General features: G+C 72.0%; 21 protein-coding genes. 15 read left to right on the top strand and 6 right to left on the bottom strand.

The genetic code is table 11. The features are described from left to right. Window positions 1-326: 326 nt before the first annotated feature. The 5 genes from BJY18_RS05790 (at window position 327) to BJY18_RS05770 (ending at window position 5,112) form a co-directional block, all read left to right on the top strand. Entirely contained in the window at window positions 327-1,463 is a 1,137-nt protein-coding gene (locus BJY18_RS05790; protein ID WP_184778333.1) for an aromatic ring-hydroxylating oxygenase subunit alpha, read from the top strand. A 90-nt stretch (window positions 1,464-1,553) separates the two neighbouring features. Beyond that, window positions 1,554-2,681, top strand: a complete 1,128-nt coding sequence (locus tag BJY18_RS05785) for a serine hydrolase (protein ID WP_184778331.1) — start codon at window positions 1,554-1,556, stop codon at window positions 2,679-2,681. 158 nt (window positions 2,682-2,839) lie between these two features. Further along, window positions 2,840-3,688, top strand: coding sequence for a formyltetrahydrofolate deformylase (gene purU, locus BJY18_RS05780; RefSeq protein WP_184778329.1), 849 nt, complete (start codon window positions 2,840-2,842; stop codon window positions 3,686-3,688). A gap of 75 nt (window positions 3,689-3,763) precedes the next feature. Then, window positions 3,764-4,222, top strand: coding sequence for a hypothetical protein (locus BJY18_RS05775; protein WP_184778327.1), 459 nt, complete (start codon window positions 3,764-3,766; stop codon window positions 4,220-4,222). Window positions 4,223-4,287: 65 nt separating this feature from the next. Continuing rightward, window positions 4,288-5,112 (top strand): aldo/keto reductase, encoded by an 825-nt coding sequence (locus tag BJY18_RS05770; protein WP_184778325.1) that lies wholly within the window; start codon window positions 4,288-4,290, stop codon window positions 5,110-5,112. On the opposite strand, the gene BJY18_RS05765 is transcribed toward BJY18_RS05770, so the two are convergent. From BJY18_RS05765 to BJY18_RS05745, 5 genes are all read right to left on the bottom strand, one after another. Next, entirely contained in the window at window positions 5,113-5,802 is a 690-nt protein-coding gene (locus BJY18_RS05765) for a substrate-binding domain-containing protein (RefSeq protein ID WP_184778324.1), read from the bottom strand. It abuts the gene before it with no gap. A gap of 116 nt (window positions 5,803-5,918) precedes the next feature. Next, window positions 5,919-6,809 carry a 3-methyladenine DNA glycosylase gene (locus BJY18_RS05760; RefSeq protein WP_184778322.1) on the bottom strand — a complete coding sequence of 297 codons (891 nt, stop codon included), beginning with the start codon at window positions 6,807-6,809 and terminating at the stop codon, window positions 5,919-5,921. After that, the gene (locus tag BJY18_RS05755; protein WP_184778320.1) at window positions 6,806-7,849 is read right to left on the bottom strand and encodes a hemolysin family protein; all 1,044 of its coding nucleotides are present in this window, start codon (window positions 7,847-7,849) and stop codon (window positions 6,806-6,808) included. Before BJY18_RS05755 ends, BJY18_RS05760 begins: the two co-directional genes overlap by 4 nt. Further along, a complete protein-coding gene (locus BJY18_RS05750; protein WP_184778318.1) occupies window positions 7,846-9,183 on the bottom strand; it encodes a hemolysin family protein in 1,338 nt (445 codons plus the stop codon). Before BJY18_RS05750 ends, BJY18_RS05755 begins: the two co-directional genes overlap by 4 nt. Before the next feature lie 298 nt (window positions 9,184-9,481). After that, window positions 9,482-10,108, bottom strand: coding sequence for a TetR/AcrR family transcriptional regulator (locus tag BJY18_RS05745; RefSeq protein WP_184778316.1), 627 nt, complete (start codon window positions 10,106-10,108; stop codon window positions 9,482-9,484). 173 nt (window positions 10,109-10,281) lie between these two features. Between BJY18_RS05745 and BJY18_RS05740 the strand changes: the two genes are divergently transcribed. The 4 genes from BJY18_RS05740 (at window position 10,282) to pip (ending at window position 13,200) form a co-directional block, all read left to right on the top strand. Continuing rightward, window positions 10,282-10,638 (top strand): hypothetical protein, encoded by a 357-nt coding sequence (locus BJY18_RS05740; protein WP_184778314.1) that lies wholly within the window; start codon window positions 10,282-10,284, stop codon window positions 10,636-10,638. A gap of 81 nt (window positions 10,639-10,719) precedes the next feature. Continuing rightward, window positions 10,720-11,505, top strand: coding sequence for a hypothetical protein (locus BJY18_RS05735; protein ID WP_184778312.1), 786 nt, complete (start codon window positions 10,720-10,722; stop codon window positions 11,503-11,505). 3 nt (window positions 11,506-11,508) lie between these two features. Continuing rightward, the gene (locus tag BJY18_RS05730) at window positions 11,509-12,258 is read left to right on the top strand and encodes an ESX secretion-associated protein EspG (protein ID WP_184778311.1); all 750 of its coding nucleotides are present in this window, start codon (window positions 11,509-11,511) and stop codon (window positions 12,256-12,258) included. After that, a complete protein-coding gene (gene pip, locus BJY18_RS05725; RefSeq protein ID WP_184778309.1) occupies window positions 12,259-13,200 on the top strand; it encodes a prolyl aminopeptidase in 942 nt (313 codons plus the stop codon). A gap of 57 nt (window positions 13,201-13,257) precedes the next feature. Here pip and BJY18_RS05720 read toward each other — a convergent pair whose 3' ends face one another. Then, complete coding sequence (locus tag BJY18_RS05720; RefSeq protein WP_184778307.1) at window positions 13,258-14,448, bottom strand: Glu/Leu/Phe/Val dehydrogenase dimerization domain-containing protein; 1,191 nt, start codon at window positions 14,446-14,448, stop codon at window positions 13,258-13,260. 123 nt (window positions 14,449-14,571) lie between these two features. Between BJY18_RS05720 and BJY18_RS05715 the strand changes: the two genes are divergently transcribed. The 6 genes from BJY18_RS05715 (at window position 14,572) to BJY18_RS05690 (ending at window position 20,830) form a co-directional block, all read left to right on the top strand. Beyond that, on the top strand, window positions 14,572-15,498 hold the full coding sequence (locus BJY18_RS05715; RefSeq protein WP_184778306.1) for a LysR family transcriptional regulator: 927 nt from the start codon (window positions 14,572-14,574) through the stop codon (window positions 15,496-15,498). Between the two features lie 189 nt (window positions 15,499-15,687). Continuing rightward, window positions 15,688-17,181 (top strand): glutamate-cysteine ligase family protein, encoded by a 1,494-nt coding sequence (locus tag BJY18_RS05710; RefSeq protein WP_184778304.1) that lies wholly within the window; start codon window positions 15,688-15,690, stop codon window positions 17,179-17,181. Beyond that, on the top strand, window positions 17,178-18,527 hold the full coding sequence (gene egtB, locus BJY18_RS05705; RefSeq protein ID WP_184778302.1) for an ergothioneine biosynthesis protein EgtB: 1,350 nt from the start codon (window positions 17,178-17,180) through the stop codon (window positions 18,525-18,527). The genes BJY18_RS05710 and egtB overlap by 4 nt, the downstream gene beginning before the upstream one ends. Window positions 18,528-18,532: 5 nt before the next feature. Further along, complete coding sequence (egtC, locus tag BJY18_RS05700; protein WP_184778300.1) at window positions 18,533-19,399, top strand: ergothioneine biosynthesis protein EgtC; 867 nt, start codon at window positions 18,533-18,535, stop codon at window positions 19,397-19,399. Further along, a complete protein-coding gene (gene egtD / locus BJY18_RS05695; RefSeq protein ID WP_184778298.1) occupies window positions 19,396-20,367 on the top strand; it encodes an L-histidine N(alpha)-methyltransferase in 972 nt (323 codons plus the stop codon). Before egtC ends, egtD begins: the two co-directional genes overlap by 4 nt. Then, on the top strand, window positions 20,360-20,830 hold the full coding sequence (locus tag BJY18_RS05690) for a nitroreductase family deazaflavin-dependent oxidoreductase (RefSeq protein WP_184778297.1): 471 nt from the start codon (window positions 20,360-20,362) through the stop codon (window positions 20,828-20,830). Before egtD ends, BJY18_RS05690 begins: the two co-directional genes overlap by 8 nt. Window positions 20,831-21,043: the final 213 nt, after the last annotated feature.

Below are 21,043 nucleotides of genomic sequence, written 5' to 3'. Positions count from 1 at the left end.
GTTCCGGACAGAGCAACAACGCGCATGATGCGCAACAAATGAGCGGTGTGGCGACCAGGCGGCAGACCGGGCGGGGCACGGGTCGCGGGCGCGAGACCACCCGGGCGGGTGTAGGCGGGTCCGAAGCTCCGGCGCCGGTTCCGAAACGTCCCTGCCGCGACCGTCCCCGCCGCGCCTGCCCGCGGCCCCCTACGACAGAGCCCCGAGCGGACGCGAGTGCCCCGCACGACGAAGCCGCCCACCCGACCAAGCCACCCGAGCCGACCCGAGACACCCGGACCGGGCCGTTGCGGACCGACCGGTCCTTTCCGAGAGGAGCATCGCCGGTGACCACCACCGACCTCCCGCAGAGCCTGCTGCCGACGTTGTCCGGGCGGCATTACACCGACCCGGAGATCTTCACGCGGGAGCAGGAGCGGATTTTCGAAACCGAATGGTTCTGCGCGGTCCGCAGTGCGGACCTGGCCACGCCGGGTGCGTTCGAGACCGTCCAGATCGGACGGGAGAACGTCCTCGTCGCGCGGGGGCGGGACGGGGGGTTGCGGGCTTTCCTGAACGTCTGCCGCCACCGCGGCGCCCGGATCTGCGCCGAGGAGAAGGGGTCGGTCAAGCGCGCGTTCCAGTGCATGTACCACGCCTGGACCTACGGGCTGGACGGCAAGCTCGTGGCGGCCCCGAATCTCACCGGCATGCCCGACGTGGACCGGACCGAGTACGGGCTCACCCGGCTGGCGGTGCGCGAGTGGCTCGGCTACGCGTGGGTGTGCCTCGCCGAGGAGCCGCCGTCCTTCGCCGACACCGTGATGGCGGACGTGAGCGACCGGCTCGGCGGCCCCGGCGAGATCGAGGCCTACCGGATCGAGGACCTGGAACTGGGCCGGCGGATCGAGTACGACGTGCGGGCCAACTGGAAGCAGATCATCGAGAACTTCATGGAGTGCTACCACTGCGCCACGATCCACCCGGAACTCACCGAGGTGCTGCCGGAGTTCGCGGACGGCTACGCGGCGCAATACTACGTGGGACACGGCGCGGAGTTCGGCGAGGAGGTCACCGGGTTCACTGTGGACGGTGGCGCCGGCGTGGAGCGGCTGCCCGGGGTGGGCGCGCACCAGGACCGCCGGTACTACGCGATCACCGTGCGGCCGCAGGTGTTCGTGAACCTGGTGCCCGATCACGTGATCCTGCACCGGATGTTCCCGCTCGCGCCGGATCGCACGTTGGTCCGCTGCGACTGGCTGTACCTGCCCGAGGTCGTCGGCTCCGGTGCGGACCTGTCCCGTTCGGTGGAGCTGTTCCACCGGGTGAACCAGCAGGATTTCGAGGCGTGCGAACGGTGTCAGCTCACCATGGGCTCCCGCGCGTACGCCCGCGGCGGTGTGCTCGTGCCGAGTGAGCACCACATCGGACTGTTCCACGACTGGGTGCGCGGGCGGGTGGAAAGCGAGGTGCCGCAACGGTAGCCGGGGGAGGAAGCCGCGCCGGCAGCGGTGTTTCCGGATCTCGTCGCGACGACCGCGCGAGGCGCGGGGCGGTCTGCCATACTCGCGGCAATGGTGGCGAAGCGCGGGGCGAGGCGTCGGGCGTCGCTCTGCGCGGTCGTCCTGGCGTTCTCCCTGCTGCTGACCGCCTGCGGGCAAGACGATCGTGCCGGCGACCAGTGCGCGGACGTGGCGTCGGACGTCGGCTCCGTGGAAGGCTGGGTGGGTTACCTCGCGGCCCATCCTTCGGAGGTCGCTCTGGTGGTCGACGACGGTCGCGGTCACCGGGTCCGGCATCGGCCGGACGAGGTGCAGCCGATGGCCTCGGCGAGCAAGGCGCTGAATCTCGTCGCCTACGCGCGCGCCGTCGCCTCGGGTGCCGTGTCTCCGGATGAGCGAGTGCGAGTCGGTGACTGGGAACGGTGGGCGGTCCGTGGCGGCGGCGAAGACGCTCACGCGCACGCCCTGGATCACCTTGGTGTGGCGCGGAACGGCGCACGCGCGCGGGATCCGGAGCAGACCGTCAGCCTCGACCAGCTGGTCAACGAGATGATGATCTGGAGTGACAACGCCGCGCCCGACTTCCTCCGGGACCGCCTCGGCGACCGTGCCCTGGCCGAGGCCGCGGAAACTGTCGGCTGGCACGACGCGGAACTGCCGAGCACGACGGGTCTCCTCGCGTCGTTCTTCACCCCGGAACTCCTGCCCGCTTCGGGCGATCGGGCCGCGCGCCGGAAGGCCGAATGGGAAATCGCCCGCCGGTACGCCCACGACGCCGCATTCCGCGCCGACGTGGATTCGCGGCAGGTGCCGGCCGGCGCCGACGAACCGGCATTCGTCGACGGCGGTCCCGGCGGAACCGCCGCGCAGCTCGCCTCGCTCTGGTCCGCGATCGGCCACGGCAGTTTCCCCGGCGCCGACGTCGCGCGGCGTATCTCCGAACAGAAACCCCACCCTCGTCCGGGAATTCGCGGGATCGGCGTCAAGGGCGGGAGTACGACGGGGATCCTGGCGCGCGGAACGGAAGTCCGCCGTGACGACGGCACGGTCGGTGTCGCCGTGCTGCTCGTGCACGGAATGACCCCGGACGACACGGCCAAGGTGACCCAGTCCAGCCAGGCCTTCAACGACTTTCTCACGGCCGCCGTCCAGGATCCCGCGACGACGAACGCACTGGAGTGTCGTTTCCCCGGACGGTGAAACGACTTCGGCTTCTGCCGGGCGCCCGCGAACGCTCCCTGCGAGCACCGGGCAGAACGTGGTTGACCGTGGTGTGCAGCACACATATCCTGAGTCGAGAATTGATATATCAGTAGCAGATCAGACGGTGGCGCCGCCCTCGAAGACCGGGAGCTGTCATGACCCAGCACTTCACGCTCACGCTGCACTGTCCCGAACGCGCGGGTCTCGTGCACGCGGTCACCACGTTCCTCGTCGGGCACGGGTGCGACATCGTGGAGCACCAGCAGTTCGATGACGACGTGCACGGGCAGCTGTTCCTGCGCACCGAGTTCACCGGCGGAGCCGAGCTGACCGAGGACGAGCTGACCCGGGAGTTCGCGCCGGTCGCCGGAGATTTCGGCATGCGGTTCCGGTTCGCGGCGCCGGCCACCGACCGCATCCTGGTCATGGTGTCGAAGGCCGGCCACTGCCTCAACGACCTGCTGTTCCGCTGGCGCTCGGGCGGGCTCGGCGGGCAGATCGCGCTGGTGGTGTCCAACCACGAGGACCTGCGCCCGATGGCCGAGGCCGCCGGGGTGGCGTTCGAACACGTGCCGCTCACCCCGGACACCAAACCCGACGCCGAACAGCGGCTGCTGGACCTGGTGGGGGAGCACGGGATCGACCTGGTCGTGCTGGCCCGCTACATGCAGGTGCTCTCGGACGGGCTGTGCCAGAAGCTGCAGGGGCGGGCGATCAACATCCACCATTCGTTCCTGCCCGGTTTCAAGGGCGCGAAGCCGTACCAGCAGGCCTACGACCGCGGGGTGAAATACGTGGGCGCGACCGCGCACTACGTGACCCCGGAACTCGACGAGGGCCCGATCATCGAACAAGAGGTCCAGCGCGTGGACCACAGCCACTCGCCGCGGGCACTGGCCACGGTCGGCCGCGACGCCGAAGCGCTCGCGCTGTCGCGGGCGGTGCGCTGGCACTGCCAGCGGCGGGTCCTGCTGGCCGGCACGCGCACTGTGGTCTTTCGCTGATTTCGTTCGGCACAGCCGTTGCCGGGAGGCAGTGCGCGGCAGCACGGGAGGAGGTCCGCCTTGCGGGACCAGATCGTGAGTGAATTCTTGAACTCCCTGGCGCGGCCCGCGGTGCCGGTGCCGGCCGGGGCGACCGTCGCGGCACTCGCCCTCGCGCAGGCCGCGGCGCTGCTGAGCCGTGCCGCGGGCGGCCACGCGGAGGCGGACCGGCTGACCCGGCACGCGTTGCGGCTGGCGGAGAAGGACGCGCACGCGGTGGCGCATCCGGCACAGTCCTGGGCGGAGCCGGCCGCGGACGTGGTCGGTGCGGCGGGGGAGGTGGTGGCTCTCGCCGAACAGGTGGTGTCCACTGTGGAACCGACGGCGCTGCCCGACGTGTGCGCGGCGGTGGAGATGGCGCGTTCGTCGGCGTTCAGCGCGCGAGTCGCGGTGGAGGCGCGGGATGGCACCGCACCCGAGGTCGATGGCCTCGCCGAGCGCGTGGCGCGGGTGACGGAGGCAGCCCGTGCCGGTGCCGCGCGCAGCAGGGTGTGAGCGCGCCGGGCAGGGGAGTGGCAAGATCGGTGGCGTCCCCGAGACGTCGCAGTGAGGATTGCCGGATGGCTGTGCCGCCCCTGCTCACCCTGAACAACTCCGTCACCGTCCCGCAGCTCGGGTTCGGCGTGTACAAGGTGCACGCCGCCGAGGCGGAAAAGGTCGTCTCGACAGCGATCGAGGCCGGTTATCGCAGCATCGACACCGCCACGCTGTACGGGAACGAGGCCGAAGTGGGCGCCGCGGTCCGCGCGTCGGGCCTGCCCCGCGAAGAGTTCTTCGTGACCACGAAGCTGTGGAACTCCGACCACGGTTACGACAACGCTCTGCGCGCGTTCGACCGCAGCACCGAAGCGCTCGGCCTGGGCGTCGTGGATCTGTATTTGATCCACTGGCCGCAGCCGGGTCTGGACCGCTACGTGGAGACTTGGCGGGCGCTGGAACAGCTGCTGCGCGACGGCCGGGTGCGGGCCATCGGTGTGTCGAACTTCGGCGTCGCGCACCTGCGCCGGCTGCTGGACGAGACGGACGTGGTGCCCGCGGTGAACCAGGTCGAGCTGCATCCGTGGCTCCAGCAGGCGCCGCTGCGGGAGTTCCACGCGGCGCACGGCATCGCCACCGAGGCGTGGGGCCCGCTGGCCCGGGGGCGGATGCTGGGCGCGCCGGTGCTCACCGCGCTGGCCGCGAAGTACGGCAAGACCCCGGCGCAGCTGGTGCTGCGCTGGCATCTGCAGCTCGGCACCATCGCCATCCCGAAGTCCGCCCATCCGGCGCGGATGCGGGAGAACCTGGCGGTGTTCGACTTCGAGCTGGCCGAGGACGATCTGGCGGCACTCGCCGAGCTGGACGACGGCACGCGCACCGGCCCGGATCCGGACCGGCTGGGCTGATCAGGGGCCGGACACCCCGGCGGCGGCCAGGTCGGCCAGCTGGGCGGGTTCCTTGAGGAAGGCGCGGAAGCTCTGGGTGGCGCGCTGCCGGGTCCCGTCGGTCGAGGGCGAGCTCAGTGCCACGAACAGGTAGCCGTTCCCGGCCGGACCGTCGCCCACGGACATCGCGGGCGAGCCGATCACGTCCGGCTTGGCCTGGCCCAGCTTGGTCACCCAGTACGGCGATTCGGAGATCCAGCCGTCCGGCACCCCGCCGATCGCCGCCGGGCCGGTCGCCCCGGTCAGCGCGTTGAACACGTCCGGGGCGGGCCGGGACTGCACGTCGACGCGGACGCAGCTGCCGTGTACCTCGGTCAGGTCCTGGTTCCACCGGGTGGCTGCGGTCCGCACCGGGGCGGCGACCTGCGGGGTCACCACGATCCGGATGCCGGTGCGGCCGCCGGAACAGCTGGCGGCCTGTGCCTCGGCGCGGTTGGTGAGCTGCCCGTCGGCCCAGTTCCAGCCGACGATGCCGAGCGCCACGAGGACGACGAGGCCGGCCACCGCGATGGGCCACTTCGCGATCCGCCTGCGGGGGGCCTTCCTCCCGACGATCCGGTGGGAACCGGTCGTCTCACTGCGGCCGGCCGGCCGCGCGGGCGGATCGAGGGGGTGCGGCACCGGCTCCTCGGCCAGGTTGTGTCGCCCCATCGTTGTCCTTTCGTGACGCACCAGCGCTGAATACTACGTGTGGTAATGCAACGGCATCGTTGTCACTCTAACAGGCCAGAAACCGCAGGTGAATATCGTGACGCAGAGTTGTCGGATTAATCGCGTTCGACCATCCGGTGATCCAGCAGTGCGCGGCACACCTCGATCAGCCGCGCCCGCAGGGGAGCCGCCCGCCGGGTGAACTCCGCCTGCGCCCGCGCGTAGGCAGCCCGGCCCGCGGGCGTCTCCACACACACCGGCGGATAGCCGTAGCCGCTCAGGTCGTACGGGCTCGCGCGCATGTCCAGCTCCCGGACGTCCGCGGCGAGCGCGAAGCAGTCACCGACCAGCTCGGCCGGCACGAACGGATCGAGCTTGTAGGCCCATTTGAACAAGTCCATGTTCGCGTGCAGGCAGCCCGGCTGTTCCAGCTCGACCTGGCTTTCCCGGGTAGGGGCGAGCGTGTTGCGCGGCCGCGCCGGGGCGGTGAAGAAGCGGAAGGCGTCGAAATGCCCGCAGCGCATCTCCATCGACTCGACCACGGCGTCGGTGCCCGCGGAGCCGAGCCGCAGCGGTACCTGGTCGTGCCGTACGGATTCCGCGGGTTCGCGGTAGACCATGGCCCATTCGTGCAGCCCGAAGCAGCTCAGCCGCGGCGGGCGCGAGGCCGTGGCGGACAGCAGTCGCAGCACGAACTCCGCGGTACGGGCTCGGCGGCCGGTGCACGCGGCCGGATCGAGCACGACGCCTCCGGCGGTCTCGGTGAATCCGGGCCGGTCCAGGAACCGGCGGGCGGCCGGACCGGCCAGCACCGATCCCGCGCCCGGCTGCCACCGCTCCAGGTGCCCCGGCCGGTACGAATAGTAGGTGAACAGGAAGTCCAGCACCGGATGCTTCTCGCCCCGGGCACGGCGCCGCTGGTGCGGGACCGTCCACGCGCGCATCCGCTCCGCATGCGCCTGTTCGCGTGCCTGCCATTCCGGCTCGGCCAGCACCGGGGGACTCATGCCGCCACGTGCGTCCCGTCGCGCACGGTCCCGACGTACTCCTCGACCAGGTCCTCGAGGGCCACCACGCCGAGCGCCTGCCCGGACTCGTCGAGCGCGCGGGCGAGGTGACTGCCCTCGTTGCGCATCGCCGACAACGCGACGTCCAGCCGGGCGTTCGAGCGCAGTTCGGTCAGCGGCCGGGTCTTGCCGTCCGGTACCGCCGTCTCCGGGCTCTGGCCTGCCAGGTCGAGGATGTCCTTCACGTGGATGTAGCCGGTGAGGGAGCCGTCGTCGGCGCACACCGGGAACCGGGAGAACCCGGTGGACGACACGGCGCGCTCCACCTCGCCCAGGGTCGGCCGGCACGGCAGCGTGGTCAGCTCCGCGGTCGGCACCAGCACGTCCGCGACCGTTTTCGCCGCCGAGGACAGCGTCTGCGAGAGCCGCTGGTGCTCGGACTGCTCCAACAGCCCCTCGCGACGGGACTCACTCAGCAGCTCGGCCAGCTCGGCGGAGGTGTAGGCGGTCTCCAGCTCGTCCTTCGGTTCGACCTTCACCGCGCGCAGCAACGAGTTCGCGACGAAGTTGAGGAACGCGATGACCGGGCTGGCCAGCTTCACCCAGCCCACGTGCGCCGGCACCAGCCACAGCGCCAGCCGTTCCGGCTCGGCGATGGCGAGGTTCTTCGGCACCATCTCGCCGACCAGCACGTGCAGCATCGTGATGAACGCGAGCGCGAGCGCGAACGAGATCGGATGCAGCAGCGCCTCGGGCAGCCCGAGCAGATCGAAGAACCCGGACAGCCGGTGCGCCACCGCGGGCTCGCCGAGCCGGCCGAGCAGCAGGGAGCAGATGGTGATACCCAGCTGCGCCCCGGCGAGCATCCGGGACACGTGCCTGCTCGCGTTGATCACGATCTTCGCGCGGGTTTTCCCCTGTTCCAGCAGCGCTTCCAGCCGGTCGCGCCGGGAGGAGATCAGGGTGAACTCGGCGCCGACGAAGAACGCGTTGGCCAGCAGCAGCACCACGACCAGTGCGATGTTCAGCCAGTCGCTCACGCGATCACCTCGGCTCCGGCCGCCGCCTCGACCGGCCGCAGCTGCACCTCGGCGATGCGGTGCCGGTCCATCGAGGTGACGGTGAGCCGCCAGCCCTCGACCTCGGCCGCGTCGCCCTCGGCCGGGATCCGGCCGAGCCGCTCGAGGATCAGCCCGGCGATGGTCTCGTAGCCGCCCTCGGGCATCCGGAACCCGGTGACCTCGCTGACCTCGTCCGCGCGCAGCTGCCCGGAGACCAGCCAGCGGTCCGCACCGACCTGCTGCGAGGCGGGTGCCTCGCGCTCGTCGTGCTCGTCCCGGACGTCGCCGATGATCTCCTCGACGACGTCCTCGAGGGTGACCAGCCCGGCCGTGCCGCCGTACTCGTCGACCACGATGGCGAGCTGGAAACGGGAATCCCGCAGCCGGTTGAGCAGCGCGTCCCCGGACAGCGACTCCGGGACGGTCGGCACCGGCCGCATCGCGGAGCGGATCCGGGTGGTCGGGCGTTCGGCGGCGGGGACCGCGAACGCCTGCTTGACGTGCACCGCCCCCTGGACGTCGTCGAGATCCTCGGTGTAGACGGGAAAACGGGAGAACCCGGTGCGGCGCGAGATGTCGATCAGGCTGTCCACGGTGTCGTCCACGGTGAGCGATTCGACCTGGACGCGGGGCGTCATCAGCTCCTCCGCGGTGCGTTCGCCGAAGCGCAGCGACCGGTCCAGCAGTTCGGCGGTGGAGGTGTCGAGCTTCCCGCTTTCCGCGCTGGACCGGACGATCGAGCCGAGCTCCTGCGGGGACCTTGCCGACCGCAGTTCCTCCTGCGGTTCCACGCCGAACTTGCGGACCACGAAGTTCGCGCTGTTGTTCATCAGCGTGATCAGCCAGCGGAACAGCGCGGAGAAGCGCGCGTGGTAGCCGGTCACCGCCCGCGCGGTCGGCAGCGGCCGGGCGATCGCAAGGTTCTTCGGCACCATCTCGCCGAGCACCATCGACAGGAAGGTCGCCAGCAGCAGCGCGACGACCACGGAGATCCCGGTCGAGACGGCGGCGGGCAGGCCCATCGAGGCGAACAGCGGGTGCACCAGCTCGCCGATCAGCGGTTCGGCCAGATAACCGGTGATCAGGGTGGTCAGCGTGATCGCGACCTGTGCGCCGGAGAGCTGGAAGCTCAGGGTCCGGTGCGCCTTCTGCACGCTCACCGAGCGGCGGTCACCGACGTGGCGGACGTCCGCGTCGACCGTGCTGCGTTCCAACGCGGTGAGCGAGAACTCGGCGGCCACGGCCAGCCCGGTGCCGATGGTGAGGAGCAGGAACAGCAGCACTCCGAGAACGGAGAGCAGGGCGTGGATCACGACGCACCGTCCGGGAGGCGGCGGGCGGCGGAGGGGAAGCCGGGTCCGGGACCCGGCCCGGTACTGTCACCGGGCGATGGCGCGGCGCGCACGAATGGAGTCACTCCTCGGGAAAAACGGTGTGTAGTGCGACGATGCCGGCAATCCTACCGGGTCGCCCGCCCCGGGCGTCGGGGAATGCGCGATGGCGCGCGCTCGGGTGTGCCGCGGGCTTCAGTGTGGCTGCCGGCCGGGCAGTGCGATCAGCCAGGCCGGTGCCCCGCCCGGCAGCCGGGGCCCCCACAGCTGTTCGGCGGGTTCATTCACCAGGGCGCACGGTGCGCGCCGTACCGGGGACCTCGTGCCCGGCACCGGGCCGGTGCCGGCGCACGGTCTCCTCGACCAGGTCGAGCACCGGGCCGAGATCGTCGCCGGGCAGGCCCATCGCCAGGTGGGAGACCAGGCCCTCCAGTACCAGCTCCAGGAATGCGGTGAGCACGTCGACGTCCACGTCGTCACGCAGGTTGCCGGCCTCGCGCTGGCGCTCGAGGCGTTCCCGGGTCGCGGTGGTCAGCTGCTGCGAACGCTCCGCCCAGCGGCCACGGAACTCCGGGTCGGTGCGCAGCCGCCGGGACACCTCCAGCCGGGTGCCCAGCCAGTCCGCCGGATGTTCGCTGCGCCCGGCAAGCAGATCGCGCATGACCTGCACGAGCCCCTGTTCGGCGACCACGTCGGCCATCCGCACCGCGTCGTCCTCGGCGAGGGCGAGAAACAGCGACTCCTTGTCGCGGAAGTGGTGGAAGATCGCCCCGCGGGAGAGCCCGGTGGCCTCCTCGAGACGGCGTACCGTGGCACCCTCGTACCCGTGCCGGGCGAAACACACGCGCGAGCCGTCGAGGATCTGGCGCCGGCGTGCGTCGAGGTGATCCTGGCTGACCCGTGGCATCCTGGAATCCTGGCACCCCGGACCGGGTTCTCGCAATCCGTACGTACGTACTGTGATCTCCGTCCGTGACCTCGCCCGATTCCCTGTCTGCGTTCCTCATCACGGCTGTGAAAGCCCTGTGTCCGGCTGACACGGACGTGACACCCGACTACGCTGGTGCACCATCACGGTGCGTGAGCCTGGGGAAGGGAACGGCCTTGGTCAACGGCGCAGCGGAGCACGGCGGCAGCGGCTTCGCCATGGACGCGGCCGAACTCACCGCGGTCATCCGGCTCTGGGAGGACGAGCTCGGGAAAGTGACCGCGGACGGCCACGCCATCGACGAGATCTTGACGGTGTTCCGCGCGCCCGCCGCCGACCCGGCGAGCACGGAGTACGCCGCGGCCGGCGCCGACTCGCTGCGGACGCTGCGTGAACAGAACGATTCGATGCGCCGGTACGTGGAGGACTACCTCGGCAGGCTGCGGACGGCGCGGGACCGCGTCGTCGAGGTGGACCGGGCGAACGCCGACCTCGGCCGGGCGCGGTGACCACCGCTGATCGGGGCACAGCCGAGTGGGGCACGGTGATCGGACGCGGGCCGACCGGGGCCGGGGCACGAAGGGAACCAGGTGGACGGCAAGCAGATCTACGACAACTTCCGCGGCGGTGACACGTCCGGTCTGCGGTCGACCGCGGACAAAGTGCGGGAGCTGTCCGCGGCCTACCTCGAGCGTGCGCGGAACATCAAGGACCTGCAGGAGCGGATGGCCCGGTCCTGGACCGGGGTGGGCGCGGAGGCGGCGCGTTCCGGCGCCGGCCCGCTGGCGGCCGCGTTTGGGAACTCGGCCGATCCGCTCGACATGACCGGCGCCTCGGCCGACACGCAAGCGAGCAGCTTCGAACGATCCGGGCACGAGGTGGTCGACGTGCCGCCGGCGCCGCAGCGACCGCAGCCGTGGGCCGCCGGGCTGCACGCGGTGGTGTCGCCGGCCGCGGCGGTACCGCCGTCGTTCCAGTCCGGTGTGGAAGGCAACCATGCCGCGAACGAGACGAACGTCCGGGTCATGGAGCAGTACCACGGCGTCACCGCGAACACGAAGGCCGTGCTGCCCCGGCAGTACGGCCTCGTCGGCCCGGACGCGGCGCCCGTGCGCCGGGCGGGATCGGAAACGACCACCACGCAGTCGGCCGGTGCGGGCGGCGGCGTTGCTCCGGCGCCGGCCACCTGGGCGCCGGCGCCCGCGGAACCCGTGGTGCGCGGGACGGGCCAGGCCGGTGGCGTCGCCGGCGCGCCGGGCGTCCGGCGGACCGGCGAGAGCGAGCGCTACCGGCCGGACTACCTGGTGGAGGACGATCCGGACGCCGTCTTCGGTACCGGCGAGCCGGCGACCCCGCCGGTGCTCGGGCAGGAGTGACCGGTGACCGGACCGGCGGACCGGGTCGACGTCCCGGTCGAAGCCCTCGCCGCGCTGGCCGAACGGGAACGCCTCGGCCGGCTGCACGTGACCCTGCGCCCGGAGCCGCGGTGGCTCTCGGAGACCGAACGCGACGAAGCGGCCAAACGGGTCGACGACGCGCTCGCGGTGGCCGGCCTCGTCGACGGCCGCGGCCGGGCCACCGCGGACTTCCTCGACTGGCTGCCGCTGCTCGTGCGCCCGGTCGTCGAGTACTACGGCTGGGTCGCCACCGGGGACCGGACCTACGGCGTGCTCGCCGCGGCGGGCGGGCTGCAGGCGGTGCTCGCGGTGTCCGACGGCGAGCAGGTCGGCGTCCAGGAGATCGACCGGGACCAGGTGCTGGAGACGCTGATCGCGCAGCTGCCGCACGTGGGCCGCGGCGGCGGGCAGCCGCGCAGCGTCCGCGTCGGCGACCTGACCGAAGCCGCGCGCCGCGGCGCGGACGCCTACCCCCTCGATCCGGTGCTGGCCGACGTGGTGAACCTCGTGCAGCGTCCGGTCCACGGCAGCGGGGAGCTGTACGCGGGCCGCCGCGACGACGTCGGCCGCTACAGCCGTCTCGAAGAGCCGTTGCACTACGCGGATACCGACTGGGGCCGCTACCTCAGCTACACCGTCGGTGCCGGCCCGGACGCGATGATCCGGATCGGCCCGGCCGGACCGGCGGAACTGTGTGGTGCGCTGCGGGAACTCGCCGGTAATCTCGCCTGAATGCGCTATCCGGAACTCGAGCCGTACGACCACGGCCTGCTCGACGTCGGCGACGGGCACCGGGTGTACTGGGAGACCTGCGGGAACCCGGACGGCAAACCCGCGGTGGTCCTGCACGGCGGGCCGGGCACCGGATGCAGCACCGCGATGCGCCGGTTCTTCGACCCGGAGCGCTACCGCATCGTGCTCTTCGACCAGCGCGGCAGTGGCCGCAGCACCCCGCACGCCGGCGACACCGTCGAGGCACTGACCGCGAACACGGCCGAGCACCTGCTGGCCGACCTGGAACTGCTGCGCACCACGCTCGGGATCGAGAAATGGCTGGTGTTCGGCGGTTCCTGGGGGTGCGCGCTCGGACTGACCTATGCGGTACGGCATCCCGGCCGGGTGAGCGAAGTGGTGATGATGGGCCTCGCCACCGACCGGCGCGCGGAGATTTCCTTGCTGACGCGCGATCTCGGCGGCATGCTCCCGGACGCGTTCGCGCGGTTTCGCGAGGGCGTCCCCGAAGCCGAACGCGACGGCGATCTCGCTGCCGCCTACCACCGGTTGCTGCTCGACCCGGATCCCGCCGTGCACGAGGAAGCCGCGCGGCGCTGGTGCGCGTGGGAGGACGCGATGCTTCCCGGCGTGCCGCCTTCGCCGCTCCTCGCGCAACCGCGGCCCCGGCTCGCCTTCGCACGTCTCGTCACGCACTACTTCGCCCACAACTGTTTCCTGGAGGACGGCGCGATCCTGCGTCAGGCCGGGCGGCTCGCCGGGATCCCGGTCGTGCTCGCTCAGGGGATGCTGGATCTCAGCAGCCTGGCCGGTACGCCGTGGCTGCTGCAGCAGGCGCTGCCGGACGCCGAGCTGGTGCTGGTCGGCGGCGCCGGGCACACCACGGCAGCGCCGGCGATGGAAGACGTCCTGATCGGCGCCACGGACCGGTTCGCACGCTGAGCGGCTCCTTGCCGGACGCTCTTTCGCCTCCGGCAAGGAGCCTTTCCCCGCGCCCGCTCAGGGGATGGTGAGTGCCGGCGTTCCGCCGGGCGTCAGCGACTCCTCGGCCCGCGCCACGCGGGTGTGCTCGACCAGCCGCAGCCCGGTCACGCGCGGCGGCACGCGGTCGAGGTTCCACTCGGTCAGCAGCAGGGCCACCTTCGCCTGCATCTCGGTGCGCAGCCGCAGGAACGAGTCGGCCGGGTCGGCGCCGACCTCACCAAGCAGCAGCCACCACGCCCACGCGGCAGCACCGGCGTTCGCGACGAAGTCCGGAATGACGGCGACGCCACGGGCGGACAGCGCGGCCTCCGCCTCCGGTGTGGTGGCCGCGTTCGCCGCTTCCACCACCACCTTCGCCTTCACCAGGTTTTCGTTGTCCACGCGCAGCGCGTACGAGATCGCGGCCGGCACGAAGACGTCGGCGCCGATGCCGACCACGGCCTCGCGCGGCAGGCTGCGCACGCCATCGGGCAGCCGGGTGCGGTCGATCTCGCCGAAGCGGTCGCGCAGTTCGAGCAGCGCCGGCACGTCGAGGCCTTCCGGGTCGTACAACGTGCCCGCGGCATCGGCGACCGCGACGACCTTCATTCCCGCCTCGTGCAGGTACCAGGCGGCGCCGCCGCCCATCGTGCCGATGCCCTGGATCGCCACCGTCGTGTCGGCCGTTTCCCAGCTCCACGCGTTCGCGGCGCCGAGGCAGGCCTGCGCCACGCCGTAACCGCCGATGACGTCGCCCAGCAGCAGCCCGCCGGGCACCGGTGCGTTGAGCCCGGCCTGGACCCGCCGCAGCGTGCGGGCCGGATCCGCGGACCGGTGGATCGCCGCGTGGTAGGACTGCTCGAGACCGAGCTTCGCGAACACCTCGTCGATCAGGTGCTGGGGAACGCCGAGATCCTCCGCGGTCACCCAGCTGCCGTCCAGCCACGGGCGCAGGAACTCACAAAACCGGGTCAGCACGCCGAACGCGCGCGGGTCCTTCGGATCGAAGTCGAGGCCGCCCTTGGCGCCCCCGACCGGGAGGTTGAACGTTGCCGTCTTGTTCGCCATGCCCCGTGCCAGGTCGGCGACCTCGTCCACGGTGCAGCCGGCGCGCATCCGCGTGCCGCCGGTCGCCATGCCGGAGACCAGGCTGTGCACGACCAGGTAGCCGTGGGCGCCGGTGACCGGGTCGGTCCACGTGAGCCTCATCAGCGGTTCGGCGTTCATCGGGCCCTTCACCTCCAAGTGTCCGCCGGTGGCGCCGGTGCGCCGCCGTACTTCCGAGAGTGGCGCCGGGGAACCGGGCGCGTCCAGTTACCGAAGCTGGAGGAAGTTGTTTAGGGTTCGTGCATGGAGCTTTCGTTGCACCGCCTGCGGATGCTTCGTGAGCTACGGCGGCGCGGGACCATCACGGCCGCGGCGGCGTCGCTGCACTACACGGTTTCCGCGGTGTCCCAGCAGCTCGCCCAGCTCGAACGCGACGTCGGGGTGAAGCTGTTCGAACGGCTCGGCCGGCGCGTTCAGCTGACCGAGCTGGGCTTCCTGCTGACCGACCACGCGGAGGAGATCCTCGGCTCGGTCGAGCGCGCGACGCTCGCGCTCGAGGAGGCGCAGGGCACGATGTCCGCGCGGCTGACCGCCGGGGTGTGGGCGTCGGTCGCCTCGGGCCTGCTGCCGGGCGCGCTCACCGCGCTGGCCGCCGACTACCCGGGAATCCAGGTCCGTACCCGGGAACTGGCCCCGGAAGCGACCGCGGAGGCGGTCCGCGACGGGACGCTGGACCTGTCGTTCGTGATCGACTATTCGGACGCGCCGATGCGCTGGGACACCGGGCTGGAACGCGCGGTGGTCGCGGTGGAGCGGCTGCACGCGGCGGTGCCGGCGGGTGCGCTGCCCTCGGCCACCGTCCCGCTCGACGCGCTCGCCGAGTACCCGTGGATCCTCGCCAGCGCCAAGTCGCATTTCGGCCGCGCGATCCGGATCGCCTGTCACCGGCACGGGTTCCAGCCGAAGATCAACCACGAGGTGGAGGAACAGTCCACCGCGATGGTGATGGTCGGCGCCGGCCTCGGGGTCACGCTGGTGTCCGATCTCGGGCTGCGGCTGCTGCGTCCGCCCGGCATCGACGTCGTCGCGCTGGCCACCCCGCTGCTGCGCACGGTGTCGATCGCCTACCGGCGCACCGAGACCCGGCGCCCGGCGCTGCAGCTGGTGGTCGCCGCGGTGCGGACCGCGGCGGCGGAACTGGGGCTGGGCACCGAACCCGAGCTGCCGTGAGCCGGCCACCCGGACGGAGCAGCCGCCGCGGCCGCACGGGGAATCGGGAAACGCCAGGTCGGCGGTGCTTACGAGGTTCTTATCGATGGGCCGTCCCGGCGTACGGCCCTGATTTTGTCGGACCCCGCGTGTAGCGTCCGGAACGGACGAGGTCCCGCTCCGTGGACCTCCTGACGTGGACGGCGACACATGACTACGGTGCACAATTTTCCGGACAGTCCCGGGAGTGCGTCGGACCTTGCCGTGCGGGTCCTGTCGGACCGCGCGGCCGGGGAGCGGTACGTCGCCTCGGTGTGCTTCAAGCACGGGCCACCGCGGCTGCTCGGCGTGGAACTCGAGTTCACGGTGCACCACACCGGGGACCCGGCCCGCCCCCTCGATCCCGACGTCCTCGCCACCGCGCTCGGGCCGCACACCCCGCGGACCCTGCGCCCCGAAAGTCCCGCGGTCCCGCTCCCGGCCGGTTCGCCGGTGAGCCTGGAACCCGGTTGCCAGGTGGAGATTTCCGCTCTGCCGCAGGCTTCTCTGCCGGCCCTGCACGCGGCCGTGGAAGCCGATCTCTCGCATCTCACCGCACTGCTGGCCCGCGCCGGTCTCGAACTCGGCGAATCGGGCATCGACGCGCACCGCCCGCCGCGGCGCCGGTTGCGCACTCCCCGCTACGCCGCCATGGAGCGGCGGTTCGCGCCACTCGGCGAGGGCGGCATCACGATGATGTGCAGCACCGCGGGGCTGCAGATCTGCCTGGACGCGGGCGAAGCCGAGCAGATCGCGCCCCGCTGGGCGGCCGCCCACGCGATGGGGCCGCCGCTGCTGGCCCTGTTCGCGAACTCGCGGGTGCACCAGGGCCGCGACACCGGGCACGCCTCCGCGCGGTGGCTCGCGGTGCTGCAGACCGAACCGGTGCGCACCCGATCGGCGGACGCCGACCTGGATCCGGGGGGCGCTGGCTTGGATTCGGTGGGCGGTGGTCCGGGCTCGGCGGGTGCTGGCCCTGGCTCGACGGGGGCTGGCCTGGGCTCGGCGGGCGCTGGTTGGGATTCGGCGGGTGCTGGCCCGGACCCGGCTGGCACCGCTCTGGACCCGGCTGGTGCTGGCCTGGACCCGGCTGGCACCGCTGTGGACCCGGCTGGTGCTGGTCGGGACTCGGCTGGCGCCGACCTGGACCCGGCAAGAGCGTGGGCCCGGCGGATGATGGACACCCCGCTCATGGTGCTGCCCCGGGACCGGAAGCCGTGGGATGCCCCGGAGGGGCTCACGTTCGCGGACTGGATCGCCGGGCGTGGCGCGGCCGCGGTGCTGCCCCGGCCCACCGGCGCCGATCTGGACTACCACCTCGGCACGATGTTCACGCCCGTCCGGCCGCAGGGTTATCTCGAACTGCGGTATCTGGACGCGCAACCGCCCGGGCAGTGGCTGGCGCCGGTCGCGCTGGTCACCGCGCTGTTCGCCGATCCGTCCACAGTGGAGGAAGTGGTCCGCCGCTGCGCGCCGGTGGCCGGACGCTGGGAGCAGGCGGCACGCCACGGGCTGGCCGCGCCCGGAATGTCCGCCGTGGCACGGGATCTGGTCGAGCTCGGCGTCGCCGCGCTGCCGGCCACCGGACTGCCCGAGGACACCATCACCGACATCACCACCGGGCTGCGTGCCCGGCTCGACGGATCGAGGAGGCACGAGCGATGAGCGTCACCCCCGAGCCCAACCCCCTGCTGGAACTGAGCCCGCAGGACCTGCGCGCGCACGCGGCAGCGGCGTTGACGCGGGCCCGCGAGCGCAGCGTCACGCTCACCGACGCGGTCGACGACGGAGACCTCGTGCGCCAGCATTCGAAACTGATGTCGCCGCTGGTGTGGGATCTCGCGCACATCGGCAGCCAGGAAGAGCTGTGGCTGGTCCGCGATGTCGGCGGACGGGAGGCGCTGCGGCCGGACATCGACGACCTGTACGACGCCTTCCGGCATTCGCGGGCGGACCGGCCGGCGCTGCCGCTGCTCAGCCCGGCCGAGGCCCGGGCGTACGTGCGTGAAGTCCGGGAGAAGGCCTTCGACGTCCTGGAAAAGGCGCCGATGGAGGGGCGGCGGCTCACCGAGAGCGCGTTCGCCTTCGGGATGATCACCCAGCACGAGCAGCAGCACGACGAGACGATGCTGGCCACCCACCAGCTGCGCAAGGGAGAGCCGGTGCTGCACGCGCCGGAGCCGCCGCGCGCGCCGTCCGGACCCCGGCCGGCCGAGGTCCTGGTCCCCGGGGGCAGGTTCACGATGGGCACGAGCGCGGAACCCTGGGCGCTGGACAACGAACGTCCGGCGCACGAGATCGACGTGCCGGCGTTCGTACTCGACACCACCCCGGTCACCTGCGGGGCGTACCTGGAGTTCCTCGACGGCGGCGGCTACCAGCGGGAGCGGCTCTGGAGCGCGGCCGGCTGGGCCTACCTCCAGGACCACGGCATCACGGCGCCACGGTTCTGGCACCGCGGGCCGGACGGCTGGTGGCGCACGCGTTTCGGGGTGCGGGAACGGCTTCCGGAGCGGGAACCGGTCGTGCACGTGTCCTACTACGAGGCCGAGGCGTACGCGAAGTGGGCGGGCAAGCGGCTGCCCACCGAGGCGGAGTGGGAGAAGGCCGCCCGGTTCGATCCGGCCACCGGCCGTTCGCGGCGATTCCCTTGGGGCGACGAGGAACCCACGGCCGAACACGCCAATGTCGGCCAGCGCCACCTGCGCCCGGCCGAGGCCGGCGCGTACCCCGCCGGGCGGTCGCCACTGGGCGTGGCCCAGCTGATCGGGGACGTGTGGGAGTGGACGAGCACCGACTTCCACGGCTATCCCGGGTTCGCGGCGTTCCCGTACCGGGAGTACTCGGAGGTGTTCTTCGGGCCGGAGTACAAGGTGCTGCGCGGCGGATCGTTCGGCACCGACTCGGCGGCCGCGCGCGGCACGTTCCGCAACTGGGACTACCCGATCCGGCGGCAGATCTTCGCCGGCTTCCGCTGTGCCCGCGATCCGCGTCCGGGCGAGGTGGGCTAGCCGCGATGTGCCGTCACCTCGCGTATCTGGGCGAGCCCTGCTCGCCCGCCGAGCTGGTGTTCACCGCCCCGCATGCGCTGCTGGTGCAGTCGTACGCGCCCCGCGACATGCGGGGCGGCGGGTCGGTGAACGCCGACGGATTCGGTCTCGGCTGGTACCCGGATCCGGGTGCGCCGCCGCAGCTTTACCGGCGCCGGGAGCCACTGTGGACAGACGACACGCTGTCCGCGCTGGCCGCCTCGGTGCGTACGAAGGCGTTCGTCGCCGCGGTGCGCAACGGCACCACCGGAATGCCGGTCACCGAAGCGGCGGCCGCGCCGTTCGCCGAGGACGGCTGGCTGTTCAGCCACAACGGAGTGGTCCGCGGGTGGCCGCAGTCGATGACCGGACTCGCCGGCCGCCTCGATCTGGGTGAGCTGCTGACCCTGGCAGCACCCACGGATTCGGTCCTGCTGTGGGCGCTGCTGCGTGCGCGATTGCGTGCGGGCGAGGAGCCGCTGGCCGCAGTGTCCGCGCTCGTCGCCGAAGTCGAGGCGGCCGCACCCGGGTCCCGGCTGAATTTTCTGCTCACCGACGGGGAAACGCTGGTCGGCACGGCGTGGACGCATGCGCTGTCCTGGCGGCGCACGGCGACCGGGGTCGTGCTCGCGTCCGAACCGTGCGATCCGGACCCGACCTGGCAGCCGGTGCCCGAGCGGCACGCCGTGCGCGTCACCGCGTCCGGCGTGGAGATCTCGGCTCTGTCCGGAGAACCGTCTCCGGACGCAGCACGGTCTACGGAAGCACCGCCCCCGGACGCAGCACTGTCTCCGGGAACACCGTCCCTGCAATCGTCGCCCTCCCCGTCTCTGGAACGGAGTCCCGCCCGATGACCGAAGCGGACCTGCAGAGCCACCGCACCGACGTGGCCGCCGAACTGCGCGCGGACGTGCGGACCGGCCTCACCGCCGCGCAGAAGTGGTTGCCGCCCAAGTGGTTCTACGACGCCGAAGGCAGCGAGTTGTTCGAGAAGATCACCGCGGTCCCGGAGTACTACCCGACGCGCAGCGAGCGTGCGGTGCTCGCCGACCGGGCCGGGGAGGTGGCCGGCCTCACCGGGGCGCACACGCTCGTGGAGCTGGGCTCCGGGTCGAGTGAGAAGACCCGGCTGCTGCTCGACGCGCTCACCGCGCACGGCACACTCGAGGCGTTCGTGCCGATGGACGTGTCGGAATCGGCGCTGGCCGCGGCGGCCGCGGCGATCTCGGCGGAGTACCCGGCGCTGGACGTGCGCGGCGTCGTCGGCGACTTCACCCGGGATCTGCGGCTGCTGCCGGGCACGGCACCGCGGGTGGTCGCGTTCCTGGGCGGCACGATCGGCAATTTCCTGCCCACCGAGCGGGCCGGGTTCCTGCGGTCGGTGCGGGAGGTGCTGGCCGAGGGGGAGTGGCTGCTGCTCGGCACGGATCTGGTGAAGGACTCCGCAACCCTGGAGCGTGCCTACGACGACGCGGCGGGCGTCACCGCTGCGTTCAACCGGAACGTGCTGCGGGTGATCAACGCGCAGCTGGGCGCGGACTTCGACCCGGACACGTTCGACCACGTGGCGCACTGGGACGCCGGGCACGAGTGGATCGAGATGCGGCTGCGCGCGCGGCGGGCGACGACCGTGCGCATCCCCGGTGCCGATCTCGTCGTCGAGTTCGCCGAGGGGGAGCACATCCGCACGGAGGTCTCCGCGAAGTTCCGCCGGGAGGGGATCACCGCGGAGCTGGCCGCCGCCGGGTTCGCGGTCCAGCGCTGGTGGACCGACTCCCAGCACCGCTTCGGGGTGAGTTTGGCAAGATCGGTGCGTGCGTAACCCTCTCGCCTCCCTCGCCCGCACGCTCGGCGCCCAGCCCCGGGTGATGGCCGCCTCCCGCGCCATCATCGCGACCGACCAGCGGCTGCACCGGTGGTTCGGCGGGCGGGTGAGCCTGGTCGGCATCGCCGGCCTGCCGTCGCTGCGCCTGACCACCACCGGCCGCCGCAGCGGCCTGCCCCGCAGCACGAACCTGCTGTACTACCCGCACGGCCGGGATATCGTGCTGACCGGCTCGAACTGGGGCCGCCCGCAGAACCCGGCCTGGACCCACAACCTGCGCGCGAACGCGAGCGCGACGGTCGCCCTGCGCGGCCACGAAGTGGAGGTCAAGGCCCGCGAACTCCAGGACGCCGAGTACCGCCGGATGTGGGCCGAACTGCTGGAGTTCTGGCCCGGCTACGCCATGGAACGCTCCGCCGCCGGCCGCGAGCTGCCGATCTTCCTGCTCACCCCGCAGTAACCGTTCCCGCATCCGCGAACCGGACTCGCGCATGACCCGTACCCGCACGTGGCCTGCACCCGCGACCCGGCCCGCACCCGCACGTGACCTGCACCCGCACGTGACCTGCACCCGCACGTGACCTGCACCCGCGACCCGGCCCGCACCCGCACGTGACCTGCACCCGCGACCCGGCCCGCACCCGCGACCCGACCCGCGCGCCGCGCGCGCGAC

This window comes from Amycolatopsis jiangsuensis, from assembly GCF_014204865.1.
In the GTDB taxonomy this organism is placed as follows: Bacteria; Actinomycetota; Actinomycetes; order Mycobacteriales; family Pseudonocardiaceae; genus Amycolatopsis; species Amycolatopsis jiangsuensis.
This window is presented reverse-complemented; position numbering and strand designations above follow the sequence as displayed.